Origin of the sequence: Rhodococcus sp. 1R11 (assembly GCF_004563845.1) — a bacterium.
Taxonomy (GTDB): domain Bacteria; phylum Actinomycetota; class Actinomycetes; order Mycobacteriales; family Mycobacteriaceae; genus Rhodococcoides.
Map to the genome: position 1 here is coordinate 78,844 of NZ_SPNG01000001.1, position 15,443 is coordinate 94,286.

At 65.7% G+C, this 15,443-nt stretch carries 13 protein-coding genes; 7 read left to right on the plus strand and 6 right to left on the minus strand.

From position 1 onward, the window contains the following. Nucleotides 1-22: 22 nt before the first annotated feature. From ychF to E4P29_RS00425, 3 genes are read right to left on the minus strand one after another with little or no spacing between them, the layout of a single operon-like run. Nucleotides 23-1,102 carry a redox-regulated ATPase YchF gene (gene ychF, locus E4P29_RS00415; protein WP_135040992.1) on the minus strand — a complete coding sequence of 360 codons (1,080 nt, stop codon included), beginning with the start codon at nucleotides 1,100-1,102 and terminating at the stop codon, nucleotides 23-25. A 12-nt stretch (nucleotides 1,103-1,114) separates the two neighbouring features. Beyond that, the gene (locus tag E4P29_RS00420; protein ID WP_135040994.1) at nucleotides 1,115-1,909 is read right to left on the minus strand and encodes a TIGR03620 family F420-dependent LLM class oxidoreductase; all 795 of its coding nucleotides are present in this window, start codon (nucleotides 1,907-1,909) and stop codon (nucleotides 1,115-1,117) included. Between the two features lie 34 nt (nucleotides 1,910-1,943). Next, nucleotides 1,944-2,780, minus strand: a complete 837-nt coding sequence (locus E4P29_RS00425) for a helix-turn-helix transcriptional regulator (RefSeq protein WP_135040996.1) — start codon at nucleotides 2,778-2,780, stop codon at nucleotides 1,944-1,946. A gap of 102 nt (nucleotides 2,781-2,882) precedes the next feature. Here E4P29_RS00425 and E4P29_RS00430 point away from each other — a divergent pair, with 102 nt between their 5' ends. Beyond that, a complete protein-coding gene (locus tag E4P29_RS00430) occupies nucleotides 2,883-3,653 on the plus strand; it encodes an SDR family oxidoreductase (RefSeq protein WP_135040998.1) in 771 nt (256 codons plus the stop codon). A gap of 22 nt (nucleotides 3,654-3,675) precedes the next feature. Here E4P29_RS00430 and E4P29_RS00435 read toward each other — a convergent pair whose 3' ends face one another. Beyond that, nucleotides 3,676-3,978: a CD225/dispanin family protein gene (locus E4P29_RS00435; protein WP_167735342.1), complete on the minus strand. Its 303-nt coding sequence runs from the start codon at nucleotides 3,976-3,978 to the stop codon at nucleotides 3,676-3,678. 194 nt (nucleotides 3,979-4,172) lie between these two features. Between E4P29_RS00435 and E4P29_RS00440 the strand changes: the two genes are divergently transcribed. From E4P29_RS00440 to E4P29_RS00460, 5 genes are all read left to right on the plus strand, one after another. Then, nucleotides 4,173-6,446, plus strand: coding sequence for a carbon starvation CstA family protein (locus E4P29_RS00440; RefSeq protein WP_135041002.1), 2,274 nt, complete (start codon nucleotides 4,173-4,175; stop codon nucleotides 6,444-6,446). Next, the gene (locus E4P29_RS00445; protein ID WP_072692145.1) at nucleotides 6,447-6,617 is read left to right on the plus strand and encodes a YbdD/YjiX family protein; all 171 of its coding nucleotides are present in this window, start codon (nucleotides 6,447-6,449) and stop codon (nucleotides 6,615-6,617) included. A 57-nt stretch (nucleotides 6,618-6,674) separates the two neighbouring features. After that, entirely contained in the window at nucleotides 6,675-8,141 is a 1,467-nt protein-coding gene (locus E4P29_RS00450; RefSeq protein WP_135041004.1) for an AlkA N-terminal domain-containing protein, read from the plus strand. Then, nucleotides 8,141-8,635, plus strand: a complete 495-nt coding sequence (locus E4P29_RS00455; RefSeq protein WP_209205281.1) for a methylated-DNA--[protein]-cysteine S-methyltransferase — start codon at nucleotides 8,141-8,143, stop codon at nucleotides 8,633-8,635. Before E4P29_RS00450 ends, E4P29_RS00455 begins: the two co-directional genes overlap by 1 nt. A gap of 70 nt (nucleotides 8,636-8,705) precedes the next feature. Beyond that, the gene (locus tag E4P29_RS00460) at nucleotides 8,706-9,926 is read left to right on the plus strand and encodes an AI-2E family transporter (RefSeq protein ID WP_135041008.1); all 1,221 of its coding nucleotides are present in this window, start codon (nucleotides 8,706-8,708) and stop codon (nucleotides 9,924-9,926) included. Between the two features lie 6 nt (nucleotides 9,927-9,932). Here the strand turns inward: E4P29_RS00460 and E4P29_RS00465 are convergent, their stop codons facing one another. Both E4P29_RS00465 and E4P29_RS00470 read right to left on the minus strand, forming a co-directional pair. Further along, nucleotides 9,933-12,953, minus strand: coding sequence for an SMC family ATPase (locus E4P29_RS00465; RefSeq protein WP_135041010.1), 3,021 nt, complete (start codon nucleotides 12,951-12,953; stop codon nucleotides 9,933-9,935). Then, complete coding sequence (locus tag E4P29_RS00470) at nucleotides 12,950-14,140, minus strand: exonuclease SbcCD subunit D (protein ID WP_135041012.1); 1,191 nt, start codon at nucleotides 14,138-14,140, stop codon at nucleotides 12,950-12,952. Before E4P29_RS00470 ends, E4P29_RS00465 begins: the two co-directional genes overlap by 4 nt. A 123-nt stretch (nucleotides 14,141-14,263) precedes the next feature. On the opposite strand from E4P29_RS00470, the gene E4P29_RS00475 reads away from it, so the two are divergent. Next, the gene (locus E4P29_RS00475) at nucleotides 14,264-15,430 is read left to right on the plus strand and encodes a DNA recombination protein RmuC (RefSeq protein ID WP_032375526.1); all 1,167 of its coding nucleotides are present in this window, start codon (nucleotides 14,264-14,266) and stop codon (nucleotides 15,428-15,430) included. The last annotated feature ends 13 nt before the right edge of the window (nucleotides 15,431-15,443 follow it).

The window sequence follows — 15,443 nt, forward strand, 5'->3', positions numbered from 1 at the left end:
ACATGACGCCGCTCGAGCAGAGCTACACGTTGAAGCGGAACTCCACCACGTCGCCGTCGGACATGACGTAGTCCTTGCCCTCGATGCGCACCTTGCCGGCAGCCTTGGCCGATGCCATCGAACCCGCGGCGACGAGGTCGTCGAAGGACACGATTTCGGCCTTGATGAAGCCGCGCTCGAAGTCGGTGTGAATGACGCCTGCGGCCTGGGGTGCGGTGTCACCCTGGTGAATTGTCCACGCGCGAGCCTCTTTCGGGCCTGCGGTGAGGTAGGTCTGCAACCCTAGGGTGTGGAAGCCGGCGCGCGCCAACGCGTCGAGACCGGGCTCGGTCTGACCGACGGATTCGAGCAGCTCGGCTGCCGACTCCTTGTCGAGTTCGAGCAATTCCGACTCGATCTTCGCATCGAGGAACACCGCGTCGGCAGGTGCGACCAGGCGAGCCAGTTCACCGATCTTCGCGTCGTCGGTCAACACCGACTCGTCGGCGTTGAAGACGTACAGGAACGGCTTGGTGGTGAGCAGCTGGAATTCACCGAGCATCTCGAAGTCGAGCTTGGCCTTCGCCGAGAACAGCGTCTTGCCGTCGTTCAGAACGGCCTGCGCGGCCAGAGCCGCATCGAGCGCCGGCTTGCGGTCCTTCTTGATCCGCACCTCTTTCTCGAGGCGCGGGATCGCCTTCTCGAGGGTCTGCAGATCGGCGATCGCGAGTTCGGTCTCGATGACCTCGATATCCGCGGTGGGGTCGACGCGACCGTCGACGTGGACCACGTCGTCGTCGGCGAACACGCGCACGACCTGACAGATGGCGTCGGCCTCACGGATGTTGGCGAGGAACTTGTTGCCCAGGCCTGCGCCCTCGGACGCACCCTTGACGATGCCGGCGATGTCGACGAACGACACCAGCGCAGGCACGAGCTTCTCCGAACCGAACACCTCGGCCAGCTTCTCGAGCCGGGGATCCGGCAGCGCGACCACGCCGACGTTGGGCTCGATGGTTGCGAACGGATAGTTCGCGGCCAGCACATCGTTGTTGGTCAGTGCATTGAAGAGGGTGGACTTGCCGACGTTGGGCAGTCCGACGATTCCGAGGGTGAGGCTCACGGTCTATGGAGTCTACTTTGACGACACGGCCAGCTCGGACAGTGCCCGGCCAGCGTCGATACTCGATGCACCGAGTGGTGCCAGAACTACGTGATCCGCGCCGGCAGCGTGGTGAGCGGCCACCCCCTCGGCGATGTCGTCGACACTCCCCCACACCACCAGGTCGTCGACCAGACGGTCGCTGAGATCCTCGACATCCGCGTCGGTGAACCCCATGCGGAGGAAGTTCTGCCGATAGCCGGGGACGGTTGCGAGGAAGCTCAGCGGCTTCCGAGCTGCAGCGCGTGCTCGATCCGGATCGGACTCGACCACGACGAACTGGTCGACCACCAACGTCGACACACCGAGCGCACCGCGCGCCTGCGACGTCCACTCGGGCGTCACGAGCAACCCGATCGCGCCGGCCGCGCGGTCGCGAGCCATCTCCAACTTCTTCGGCCCGAGCGCCGCGAGCAGCGTCTGATCCGCTGGTACCGCGAGTTCGTCGAGGTACCTATGCAACTTAGCGAGAGGTCGAGCACTCTGCGGCCCACCGAGACCTAGGACGAATCGACCGGTGTCCGAAAGCTCGTCGAACAGTGTTCCGGTCTGTGCAGGTGAGTACACATCGACCGGCACGATCCCCGGAACGACGGTGGCGGTCTCGGTCGCGTGGACCAGATCGGACAGCCTGCCGAGCCGATCGATCTGCCCGCCCGGCAGCAAGAACGAGGTGAATCCGAGTGATTCCAACGCGCGTGCCTCATCGAGATACGACGATGACACGCCGATGGAAATGCCGATTGAGCCGAGCCCCAATGTGTCCATGGCTGCGACGCTAGAACCTGAAGCGTTGTTCAGGTCAAGAGGTGATCGCCGAGTTTGCGTCCCAGCTCGCCAGGATCGGCATGACTTTCGCGGTGCTCGATTCTTCCTCGACGGTATAGACGATCAGACTTTGATCCTGCGCGCTCGGCGAGGTCAGAAACTCGATTCCGAATTGCAGGGTGCCCGCCGCCGGGTGCTGAATGATTTTCGTTGCACCTGCGAATTCGGCGACCTCGTGATCGCTCCACCATTGCTCGAAACACGGCTCGGACGAACGCAATTCGTCGATCAGCGCAGTCAACTCCGAATCCCCTGGCCGTCGGGCAAGCTCGCGGCGCAGTGCCGCAACCGAGGCCGCCGCGAACTGCGACCAATTGACGATTCGCTCGCGCGCGATGGGATTGCGGAACAAATAGTGGAACAGCGAATCCTCTGCGGACGACTGCAGACTCAACACCGCACGAACCAGCGCATTGCTGGCCAGGATGGTTCCCGAGCGCCCGAGCAGTAACACCGGCACGTGATCGAGCGCCCGCATCACCTGGAGTAATCCCGGATCCGGTCGCTCCGGGGCGCTGCCGATCGGCACAGCCGGAGATGCGAGATCGAGCAGATGCGCGGACTCCACCCGGTCGAGTTTCAACGCCCGAGCAATTGCCCGCAGCACCTCGGGTGAGACGTTGGCCTGGCGACCCTGTTCGAGCTTGCTGTAGTAATCCGGGCTCACTCCGGCCAGCGCTGCGAGCTCTTCGCGCCGCAGGCCCGGTACCCGTCGCGCACCGGGATAGGTCGGTACTCCCGCCTCGGCGGGAGTGATGCGGTCGCGTCGATCACGCAGAAACGCACTCAGCGCCGACCTGTCGTTGTTCACGAAATCCACAGTAGCCACGCGAGCGATCGCGAACCTGGTCATGACAGACCTAGGTCGAACGACGCCTGGTCCGCTCGATTCGGCGACCGTAGACATGGCGTCATGACATCTTCCAGTTCCACACAACTCCATGGACGCACCGCCGTCGTCACCGGATCGACCAGTGGGATCGGTGCTGCCATCGCGCTCACCCTCGCCGCCCACGGGGCAAAGGTGGTCGTCAGCGGCCGCGACGCCGAGCGCGGCAAAGCCCTGGCGGCCCGCATCTCGGAAGCCGGCGGCACAGCGGCATTCGTCGACGTCGATCTCTCCGGCAGCTACGACGAGCTTCGCGAGTTCGCCGCCCGCACTACCGACGCCCTCGGCGGCCGCGTCGACATTCTCGTCAACAACGCCGGTATCTATCCGGCCACCGCGACAGCCGATCTTCCCGACGACCAGCTCGACGCCATGCTTGCCGTCAACGTCCGAGCACCGCACGTGCTCGTCGGTGAACTCGCACCGGCCATGGCCGAGCGCGGCAGCGGAGTCATCGTGAACATCGGGTCGTGGATGGCCACGATGGGCAGTCCGTTCGCTGCCATGTACTCCGCCACCAAAGCCGCCGACGAGCAGCTCACTCGCAGTTGGGCCGCTGAGTTCGGCCCACGCGGTGTGCGAGTGAACGCCCTCGCGCCCGGAGCGACTCTGACCCCGGGCAACGAGGACGCACGCCAGGTCCTCGAAACCATGACGGCCGGAACCCCGGCAGGCACGGTGCTGTCACCGCAGAACATTGCCGACGGCGTTCTGTTCCTGGTCTCGGACAACGCCGCAATGGTCCACGGAACCACGCTCTACGTCGACGGCGGTATTTCGGTCACCCGCGGGTGATCAGCACACCGCCGTCGACCCGTCACATGTTCGAGACGACCAAGCCGATGAACGCCAGGTAGAGAACGATGAAGACGCCGAAGATGATGAGGGACAGCTTGCCGAAGAAGGCCGCGCGCTGGGACGAGTACTGCGCGCCCTGGAGATCACCCATCGACCACAGAGGATGAACCTTGAGCGCGTGATTGAACGCGGGGATGGCCAGTGGCCAGAAGAAGATGACTGCCACCACTGCCCACCCTGCGTTCGACGCGGGCAGCACGGGCGCGAAGGGCTGCGCCGCGGGAAAGGTCTGCTGATGAGTTTGCTCGTACGGTCCCGACATGTGGTGTTCCCCCCGAATGAATGAAGTGATGACACCCGGTACGACGCAGCCCAGGACCATCCGGTTCCAGGCCGCCGCCACTCGGCGCACACGAGTGACCGCCGGGCGCACCGCGAAGTGTCGATTCGAGGACGTGCAAGTGCGTCACGCATAGGGTGATCGCAGTCACACCTGCGACCATGGAGACCCCCCACATGTCACTGAAAGCGGCCGACGATCCACACGTCGAATTGCTGAAGACAGACCCCGACCTACCACCCGTCGGAGTCGTCGATTCCCATCCCATGACTCCGATCAAGCGTCTGATGCTCGTCGTGATCGGCCTGCTCGGCGGCGTCGCCTGGACGATCATCGCCATCGTCCGCGGCGAGAATCCCAACGCAGTCTGGTTCGTCATCGCCGCGGTGTGTACCTACATCTTCGCGTTTCGCTTCTACGCCAGGCTGATCGAACGCAAGATCGTCTTTCCTCGCGACGACCGAGCCACGCCCGCCGAGATCTTGGAGAACGGCAAGGACTACATGCCGACGGACCGTCGGGTGCTGTTCGGCCATCACTTCGCCGCGATCGCGGGAGCGGGCCCCCTCGTCGGACCGGTTCTGGCGGCCCAGATGGGCTACCTGCCCGGCACCATGTGGATCATCATCGGCGTCGTGTTCGCCGGGGCCGTCCAGGATTTCCTGGTGCTGTGGATCTCGACGCGCCGCAACGGCCGCAGCCTCGGCCAGATGGCCCGTGACGAACTCGGAGTAGTCGGCGGAACCGCCGCGCTCATCGCGGTGTTCGTCATCATGATCATCCTGATCGCGGTTCTCGCTCTCGTCGTCGTCAACGCGCTCGCCGAAAGTCCGTGGGGCGTCTTCTCCATCGCGCTGACCATCCCCATCGCCCTGTTCATGGGCGTGTACCTGCGCTACCTGCGACCGGGCAACGTCACCGAGGTCTCGCTCATCGGTGTCGTACTGCTGCTGTTCGCGATCATCGCCGGCGGCTGGGTTGCCGAAACCGAGTGGGGCACCGATTGGTTCACCCTCTCCAAGGTGACCGTCGCCTGGCTCCTGATCGGCTACGGCTTGCTCGCGTGCATCCTGCCGGTGTGGCTGTTGCTCGCACCGCGCGACTACCTGTCGACGTTCATGAAGGTCGGCACCATCGCGCTGCTGGCCGTCGGCATTCTCATCGCGCGCCCTGAAATTCAGATGCCCGCCATGACGAGCTTCGCCACCGAGGGCAACGGCCCGGCATTCGCCGGATCACTGTTCCCGTTCTTGTTCATCACCATCGCCTGCGGCGCGCTGTCGGGTTTCCACGCTCTGATCTCCTCCGGCACCACGCCGAAGTTGCTCGAGAAGGAAAAGCAGATGCGCATGATCGGCTACGGCGGCATGCTCACCGAGTCGTTCGTCGCCATCATGGCGCTGATCACCGCGTGTGTCCTCGATCAGCACATCTACTTCGCGCTGAATGCTCCGGCGACGTTGACCGGCGGCACGCCCGAGACTGCTGCGGAGTACGTCAACAACCTCAATCTGAGCGGCGGCAACATCACCCCGGCCGAATTGAGCCAGGCTGCAGCCGATGTGGGCGAGGAGTCGATCATCTCCCGCACCGGTGGCGCTCCGACGCTGGCGTTCGGCATGTCCGAGGTACTGCATCAGGTGTTCGGCGGCGAATCGCTCAAGTCGTTCTGGTACCACTTCGCGATCATGTTCGAGGCACTGTTCATCCTCACCACGGTCGACGCAGGCACCCGCGTCGCACGCTTCATGCTCTCCGACAGCATCGGCAACCTGCCCGGAGCCTCGGCCAAGAAGTTCAAGGACCCGTCGTGGCGTCCCGGAGCATGGATCTGCTCGCTGATCGTCGTCGCAGCTTGGGGCGCAATCCTTCTCATGGGAGTCACCGACCCGCTCGGCGGCATCAACACCCTGTTCCCGCTGTTCGGTATCGCCAATCAGTTGCTCGCCGCCATCGCCCTGACGGTGGTCATGGTGATCGTCGTCAAACGAGGCCTCTACAAGTGGGCATGGATCCCCGGCATTCCGCTTGCCTGGGACCTCATCGTCACGATGACGGCCTCGTACCAGAAGATCTTCTCCTCCACCCCGGCCATCGGTTACTGGACGCAGCATTCTCAGTTCCGTGACGCGAAGGAGCAGGGCCTGAGCAGCTTCGGCAGCGCGAAGACCCCCGAGGCCATCGACGCGGTCATTCGCAACACGTTCATCCAGGGCACCCTCTCGATCATCTTCGCGGTACTCGTCCTGGTCGTCGTCATCGCCGGAGTCATCGTGTGCGTCAGGGCCGTTCGCGGAGCAGATCTGCCGGACAACGAGGAGCCGGAGGTGCCATCGAAGATCTTCGGTCCTGCCGGATTCGTTCTCACCCCCGCCGAGAAGCAGATCCAGGCCGAGTGGGACGAACTGATCGATGCGGGCACCGTCCGACGCCCCGGGTCGGCGCACTAGATGCGCGGGCTGTGGTGGTGGATTACCTCCGTGATGGGTGATCACGATTACGACCGCTATGTCGCGCACCTGGCCCGGCACCACCCGGGCCAGGAGCCACCGACCGTGCGGCAGTACTGGAAGGACCGGCACGCGGAAGCGGACCGGAATCCGGGAGCTCGCTGCTGCTGACACGGTGCTGTCCGATTTCCGCTAGCACTGGCGGGATCGCGCTGACACAGTAGGAGCATGAGCAGCGAACGGCAGGTGCAAGAACTGGACTTCGATCGGTGTTATCGCGCGGTCTCCTCGCGTGACGCACGGTTCGACGGCCAGTTCTTCACCGCCGTCTCCACCACCGGCATCTACTGCCGACCCTCCTGCCCGGCGCGCACCCCCAAGCCCGGCAACGTCTCGTTCATGGCCACGGCAGCAGCGGCCCAACAATCCGGTTACCGCGCCTGCCGACGTTGCCAGCCCGACGCCACCCCCGGCTCCCCACGATGGAACATCCACTCAGATCTGAGTTCTCGCGCGATGCGGCTGATCTCCGACGGAGCCGTCGAGCGCGGGGGCGTCGACGGCCTCGCCAGCACCCTCGGCTATTCGAGCCGCCAACTGACCCGCGTTCTGACGGCAGAAGTGGGAGCCGGCCCCCTCGCGTTGGCTCGCGCCCATCGCGCGCACACCGCTCGCACGTTGATCCAGACCACCGACATGTCGATGGCCGACATCGCCTTCGCCGCCGGCTTCTCGAGCGTCCGCCAGTTCAACGACACCGTCAAAGAGGTCTTCGCCGTCGATCCGACGACTCTGCGGCGGGAAGCGCACCGCTCGGCCGTACCTTCTGCGGGTGGCACCGTCACGTTGCGACTGCCCTACCGCGCGCCGCTGGACCGCGGCTGGGTCGAGTGGTTCCTGCGAGGCCATGTGGTCGAGGGCATCGAATCGTTCTCCGACGACGGCGAATACGTGCGTTCATTGCAGTTACCGCACGCCTCCGGACTGGTGGCACTGCGCATCATGGACGGATTCGTCAGCGCCGCACTGACTCTGCAGGACATGCGCGACCTCGCTCCGGCCGTGGCCAGGATTCGACACCTGCTCGATCTCGACGCCGATCCGCTTGCCGTCGACGAGGCCCTACGCGCCGACCCCCAACTCGCGCCGAGCGTCGACGCCCATCCGGGTATCAGGGCCCTCGGGGTCGTCGACGGGGCAGAGATGTTGCTGCGCACCGTCATCGGGCAACAGATCTCGCTGAAGGCTGCGGCGACCCACACCGCCAGGCTCGTCGACGCGCTCGGGGCACCACTGGATTTCGGCGACGGACGCGTCGGACGACTGTTCCCCGACGCTGCCGTCATCGCCGAACGCGGCCACGAGGTCCTCACCGGCCCGGCGGCTCGGGTCCAGACCGTCATCCGCGTCGCCGACGCCATCGCGTCGGGAACGGTGGCATTGCACCCCGCGCGGGAGGGTCCCGATCTGGAACGGGAACTGCTCGAGCTCAGGGGAATCGGACCGTGGACTGCCCGCTATGTCGTCATGCGACTGCTGGGTGACCCCGACGTTCTGCTCGACACCGACCTCGTCGCCCGGCAAGGCGCGCAGGCACTGGACATTTCGCTGAAGAACTCCCAACGCTGGGCACCGTGGCGCTCCTACGTCTCGATGCACCTGTGGATCACCGCACTGGAAAGAAGACAGGCATGATGGCCACCTCCGCAACACAGGACACCCCTATCGGCCCGTTCACCACCATCGTCGACGCCGATCAACGTGTGCTGGCGTCGGGCTGGACCGCCGACGTCGAGGAACTCCGAGTGTTGATCCATCCGACGTTGCGACCCACCGATGTCCGCTCGGCGACCGACCTCGGTGCCGTCACCGCAGCTGTCGACTCCTATCACCGCGGCGACGTCGACCGCATCGACGGCATTGCCGTCGCACAACGATCAGGCGAATTCCTGATGCACGCCTGGGACGTGCTGCGCACTGTCGAACCCGGAGCGCCGGTGACGTACTCGGCTTTCGCGGAACTGTCCGGACGGCCGACGGCGATTCGCGGTGCCGCGTCGGCGTGCGCGCGCAATGCCGCCGCCCTGTTCGTACCGTGCCACCGAGTGGTTCGGATCGGCGGTGCGCTCGGTGGATTCCGTTGGGGACTGCCGACGAAGAAGTGGCTGTTGGCCCACGAGGCGCTCTGACCGACAACGCGTCGGAGTGGGACGTTAAGGTTCTTCACGAACCGCCACCCGCCGAATGTGAGGACCCACCGTGACCGAATCGGCAGTTCCCGGCAGTACTGCGAAGCCCGCGAAGTCCGGACGAGATCGCGGGGACCTCATCGGAACCGGTGGCCTCTGGTTGGCGAAATGGTCGCTCATCCTGATCTCCATCGCGGCCGGCGCGTGGGTGTTCGGTTGGCTGATCGGGCATCTCTGGGTGATTCTGCTACCGGTTCTACTCGCGGTGATCGTGGCCACGGTTCTGTGGCCACCGGCGAAATTGATGATGCGCCTTGGTTTTCCGCCTGCGCTGGCGTCGTCCGTGTCACTCGTGGTGTTCTTCGTCGTGATCGGCGGGGTCATCACTCTGATCATTCCGTCGGTGGCCGAACAGGCTCCCGAGTTGGTCGATCAGGCGTCGGGCGGTATCGGTCAGGTGCAGGACTGGCTCAAGGGACCGCCGCTCAACATCGGCGACGATCAGATCGACACTGCGGTATCGGCCATCGTCTCGCGCCTGCAGGACAGCGGCGACGTCATCGCGACCGGCGTGTTCAGCGGCGTCTCGGCAGCCGGTTCCATCCTCGTGACCCTCGCTCTGGTGCTCGTGCTGTCGTTCTTCTTCGTCAAGGACGGCCCGAAGTTCTTGCCGTGGCTGCACGGATTCTCCGGCGGCCGCGCGGGACGCCATCTCGGCGAAGTTCTCTCCCGCATGTGGGTGACGCTCGGCGGCTTCATCCGGACCCAGGCCATCGTCAGCTTCATCGACGCGTTCTTCATCGGGCTCGGATTGGTGATCCTCGGTGTCCCGCTGGCATTGGTGCTCGCCACCCTGACGTTCCTCGGTGGATTCATCCCCATCGTGGGTGCGTTCGTCGCGGGCGCTCTCGCCGTGCTCGTCGCATTGGTGGCGAACGGTCTGACGACCGCGTTGATCGTGCTCGCGATCATCGTCGCGGTGCAGCAACTCGAAGGCAACGTACTGCAGCCGATCCTGCAGAGCCGCAGCATGAATCTGCATCCAGCGATCGTGTTGCTCGCCGTCACCGGAGGCAGCTCGCTCTTCGGGATCATCGGCGCATTCCTCGCTGTGCCCGCCGCGGCGGTGGCTGCGGTGCTCATTCGCTACGTCTCCGAACAGATCGACGAGCGATCGAACGAGCCCGATCAGGACGAGCTCGAGGATCAGGCCCCCGCACCCGAGGGACTGACCGACGAACAGGCCGGTCTCGAGGACGAGGACGACAAGGCTGCGCCGGGGAAGAAGTAGCCACGATCAGGACGCGACGACCTGCAGTGTCGAGCCCGCGCGTCCACGCTTGACGTAGAGGCGGCTCGGAATGCGCTGACGCATTTCGTCGACGTGACTGACGACTCCGACAACGCGGCCGCCCGCACGTAATTCGTCGAGCACGGCCATCACCGATTCCAGTGTGTCCGCGTCGAGCGTGCCGAACCCTTCGTCGATGAACATGGTGTCGAGAACGACCCCGCCGGATTCGGCGGCCACGACATCGGCAAGACCCAGCGCGAGCGAGAGCGACGCCAGAAACGCCTCGCCGCCCGAGAGTGTCTTGGCCGAACGCACCACGCCGGTGTAGTCGTCGCGGATGTCGAGACCGAGTCCACCCCGCTTACCGCGGACGCCCGCCTCGTCCGAGTGCACGAATTCGTAACGACCCGAGGACATTCGGCGCAGACGTGCCGACGCCGACTCGGCGACGTCCTCGAGACGGGACGCAAGCACGTAGGACCGCAGCGACATCTTGCGTGCATTCTGCCCACGCCCGGCGACCACATCCGCCAAGTTGGCGAGCTCGTCGAACTCGGCGCGTTGCGGCGCGATGGCCGCAGCCGCGACGAACAGTTCGGCGATCAACCGCTCGAGCTCGTCCGCACGTCGGCGACACTCGGCCACCTCCCCGGCGGCAACCTTGGCCTCGCCGTCCAATTCGGCGAACCGGGCGCGCAGTGGGGCCAGGTCGATCGGCGGTTGCCCACTCTGGGCGACGATGCCGGGTTCGAGCAGCACGTGTTCGGCGTGTGCCCGACGCTCCTCCGCGAGACGAAGCTCGGCCTCGATCTGCTCGACGCGGTCCTTGGTGAGAACGGCACCTGCTGCTGCATCGGCGGAATCGAAGTTCGATGCCGATACCCGTCGATCCAGTTCGCCGCGCAGCGCGACGTGCTGTTCGCTGGCGTCGAGCCAAGCGATTCGCGCTTCCTGCAGTCGGCGGGCACCGTCGATCAGCGCCTCGCACTGGGCGATTCGCTCGATCAACGATGCGCCTTCGGCCACTTCCTCGGCTACCGACGCTCGCATCTGCGCCACCGATCGCTCGGTGGCTGCGATGCGTTCGTCGAGGGCGCTGCGCCTGGCGACGAGATCCTGCAGCGTGACCGCCAGCGCATCCGACTCGGCGCGGAGCCGGCGCAGCTCGGTCGACGCCGGGTCGAGGTCGGCGGCCCTCGCTCGAGCGTCTCGGACTGCAGTCGTCGCCGCATCGAGGGTGTGAGCAAGCTCCGCGGCGGAGGCTCCGCCCGTCCGGTCGTGCAACAGATCGACCGCACGACTCGCGTCTGCGACGGCCGCGATCGACCGTTCCAGCTCGGCAGCGCACTTTCGCTCCGCGGCAGCGGCCTTGTCCTCCTGCGCTTTCGTGACCGTCGACGTGGCGGCAGCCGCCGGATTCGGGTGTTCGGCCGACCCGCAGACGACACAGGGCGCACCGGGCTCGAGGCGGGCAGCGAGCTCTGCGGCCATGCCGTCGATGCGGCGTTCGCGCAGCTCGAGCAAATGCTCCCAGGCGCTGTTACGGGCGGTTGCGGCACGGTCCCTGACGCGTTCTGCCTCGACGAGAACGGCTCGGGTCCGCACCAATTCGAGGGCCGACTCGGCGGCCGCCTGAGCACGGGCACACCGCTCGTCCAGTCCGGGAAGCTCGGCAACGGCCGCAGCTGCGCGCGCCACTCGCGCTTCGACGGCGGCGACGGTCTCGGGAAGTGTCGCCTGTTTCGTCGCCGTGCGTTCGATGGCAGCAACGGTCTCGGCACTCTGTGCGCGCTGTTCTGCGAGCTCGGCGTCCAGCCGGTCGGCCTCACGGGCTGTTCCGAGCAGCGACTGCAGCCGTGCGACATCGGTGGTCCACGCTCGCACGAACTCGGCAACCACTGCTCGCTCATCGGCCGGATCGGTCTGCGCCGGCGGCCACTGCAGTGCGTCGTGGAAGCGCCTGCCCTCCGCGGACGTCGGCAGCGCCTGTTCCGCGGCGGTCAGCGCTGTGGTGGCCGCACCTGCGGTGGTGGCGGCAAGGCGCAGATCGGCGACGGCGTCGGCGATGGGACCCGCAGCAGCAGAGTCGGCCAGTTCCGCGCGTCGCGCTGCTCGGGCGGCTTCGCCGTCCCGGTACTGCGCGAGTTGCTCTTCCGCGATGGCGCGTCGGCGCTGCAGGTCCAGGGCGCTGGTGGCCTCGGCCAGCGCGGCGGACGCACGCCCGGCCGCCGCGTCGACCAGCACCGCACGACCCTGGGCGAGAGTTCTGTTCTGCCGCGCATCGTCCAGAACCCGTGCCGCCCATTCGAGGGGATCCTGCGCCTGCTCACCGGGCGCGGCGTCGTCGGTGGACGGCTCGGGTACGCCCGCAGCCTGGGACACTCTGCCCAGCATGATGTCGATGGCCTGGTCGGCGCCGGCAAGACCGGCGGCCAATTCTCGACGGCGCTCGGCGAACCATTCCTCCACGTCGCCGAATCTGCCTGTGTCGAAGAGTCTTTCGAGTAGGTTTCCGCGCTCGTCGCTGTCTGCTCGCAGAAACTTCGCGAACTCGCCCTGCGGCAACAACACCACTTGAAAGAACTGATCGGCACTCATTCCGAGCAACCCGTTGACCGCGTCGCCGATCTCGTTGAGCCGCGTCAGGTTCTGCCCACGCCCGTCGAGCCAGGTGAGACTCGCCTTGGCATGCTGCTTGGTGGTGCCGGCAGTCCTGAGCTTGGGGCGCAGAAACTCCGGACTGCGCACGATCCGGATTCGTCGCCCACCGAGCGTTGCTTCGAGGGTCACCTGCGGGACGGCACCTCTCGAGGCGTGGTCGGACAGCAGCCTCTTGCCCTCCCGCCGTGCTCCGGGAACGGTGCCGTAGAGCGCGAAGGCAACGGCGTCGAGCACAGTCGTCTTCCCGGCTCCGGTCTGGCCGTGCAACAGAAACAACCCGTCGGCTCCCAGCGCGTCGAAATCGACCGTCTCCGTTCCCGCGAAGGGACCGAAGGCGGTGATCTCGAGTGAGTGCAGCCTCATGCAGCGCCGCGGCCGACGGTGCTCGCCGGTGTGCGCGTGGATTCGGCCTCGCGCTGCACGGAAGCAAGTGCGCGCTCGAAGAGTGCGGACTCGGCTGCGGTGGGTGCGCTACGCATGTCCGTAAGGAACGACGTCGCGATCTCGAGGTCGCTGCGGCCGCGGACACGATCGCGATACCGAAGCCCCCCGTCGTCTTCGGGTCGACGCCACTCGAGATGGATCGCGTGCCGAAAACGCTGTTGCAGCAACCGCATTGCATCGACAGGACGGACCTCGTCGGTCAGCACTGCCGAGACGTAGTGATCCTCGTATTCGGAAAAGGCTGCATGAGTGGTCAATTCCTCGACCGTGCCCTCGATGCGGGCGAGACCGCGCACCACCGGCAAGTCCACTCGATCGACGCTGCCGAGCCCATCGGCGTCGAGTTCGAGAATCCACACGGCCTTACGGTGCGATCGCTCGCCGAACGAGTAGGGCAGCGGGGAGCCGGAGTACCGGACCCGCTCGGTGAGTGTCTGCGGAGAATGCAGATGACCCAGTGCCACGTAGTCGACGCCGTCGAATGCCGATGCCGGTGCGGTTTCGATTCCCCCGGAGGAAATCGATCGCTCCGAACCGGTCGCTTCACCGCCGACGATGAACGCGTGCGCGAGGACGACGGACCGAACATGTTGCCCTGCTTCGTCTCTCGCTGCAAGGTCGGCGCGCACCAGGTCCATGGCAGCATCGAGTACCTCGGCGTGCGTCCGTGCCGCCGGAACGTCGAGTTCGACTCGGGTGGTCTCTGGCTCGAGGTACGGAATGCCGTAGAACGCAACCGATCCGTGTTCGTCGTCGACGACCACCGGGGTCGCGACGCTGCCGACCTTGGTCATCAGATGCAGTCCGCCGGCCGAGGCGAACGCAGCTCCGGCACCCAGTCGAGCGGGCGAATCGTGGTTACCCGACGTCGCGACGATGACGGCTCCGGCGGCTCGGATCGCTTCGAGTCCGCGATTGCAGACCAATACGGCATCGGCGCTCGGCACGGCGCGATCGTAGATGTCACCCGGGACGACGACCACGTCGATCGACTGTGCGGCAACCAGTTCCGCGATGGACTCGAGTACTGCGCCCTGATCGGCCAACAGGTCGACACCGTGAAAGGTGCGACCTATGTGCCAGTCCGAGGTGTGCAGGATTCTCATGTCCACGACGCTATCGGCAAGCACCGACAAACTATTCGAGGCTCGTCGGCCTGTCGGACGTGAGCATCGACCCACAGCTCGCCTCGACCGAACTTGTCGGTGGCGTGCTGCATCATCGGCACCATGAACATTCTCACCGCGCTCGGCCTGCTCGTCGCCCTCGCCATCGGCGGCGTGGTGGGGTGGCTGTTGCATGCCTCTCGGGTGGGTGATCGGGCCGTGCGAGCGGAGGCACAGCTGGCGGCTCTACGCCAGAACGAGGCGCTGCTACGCCAGTCGTTGAGCGCGGTGAACGAGGATTCCGCTCGCCGCAATTCGACGGTCATCGGCCAACAGGTGTCCCATCTGGTGGAGCCCCTGCACGACGCCGTCGACGCTCTCGCCGAGCACGTACGAGAAGTCGAGCACCACCGGATCAGGGCGTACGCGGGCCTGTCGGAACAGGTGACCGGGATGCATCGCGCGTCGATGCAGCTCTCCATGCAGACCGGACAACTGGTCACCGCGCTGCGCGCACCACAGATCCGAGGTCGGTGGGGCGAGATCCAGCTCGAACGGGTCGTCGAACTCGCCGGCATGGTCAAGCACTGCGACTTCGACACTCAGGTGAGCAAGGACGGCTTTAGACCCGACATGATCGTGCGCCTCGCCGGCGATCGGCAGATCGTCGTCGACGCCAAGGTGCCGTTCGCGGCCTACCTCGACGCCGCACAGGACGAAGAACCGGGTGCTCGCGACAAACATCTGCGCCGCCACGCCAAGCAGCTGCGCACCCACATCGATCAACTTGCCGACAAGGCCTACTGGGAGGCGTTCGAGCCGACGCCGGAGTTCGTCGTCCTGTTCGTTCCCGGCGACCCGTTTCTCGACGCCGCACTGACGTCGGACACGAGCCTGCTGGAGTACGCCTTCGGCCGGAACGTGATTCTTGCCACCCCGACCACTCTGGTCGCACTGCTGCGCACCGTCGCGTACACCTGGAAACAGGAGTCGATCGCCGAGGACGCGGCACGGATACACCAGCTGGGCCGCGAACTGTACGGCCGCATCGGAATCGTCTCGACACATCTCGACAAGCTCGGGGCCCACCTCGGCAAGGCTGTGGAGTCCTTCAACTCCACCGTCGGGTCGGTCGACAGCAGGGTGGGTGTCACCGCACGCAAGCTGCACGAGCTCGAGCTGTTCGACGCCGAACCGGTGGAGATCGCACGCGTGGACGAGCGTCCCAAGCTGTCCGATTCGTCCCGCTACCGGCACGACTTCGGTCATGTCAGCGATGCAGTGGGCTGAACTACGGCTAACC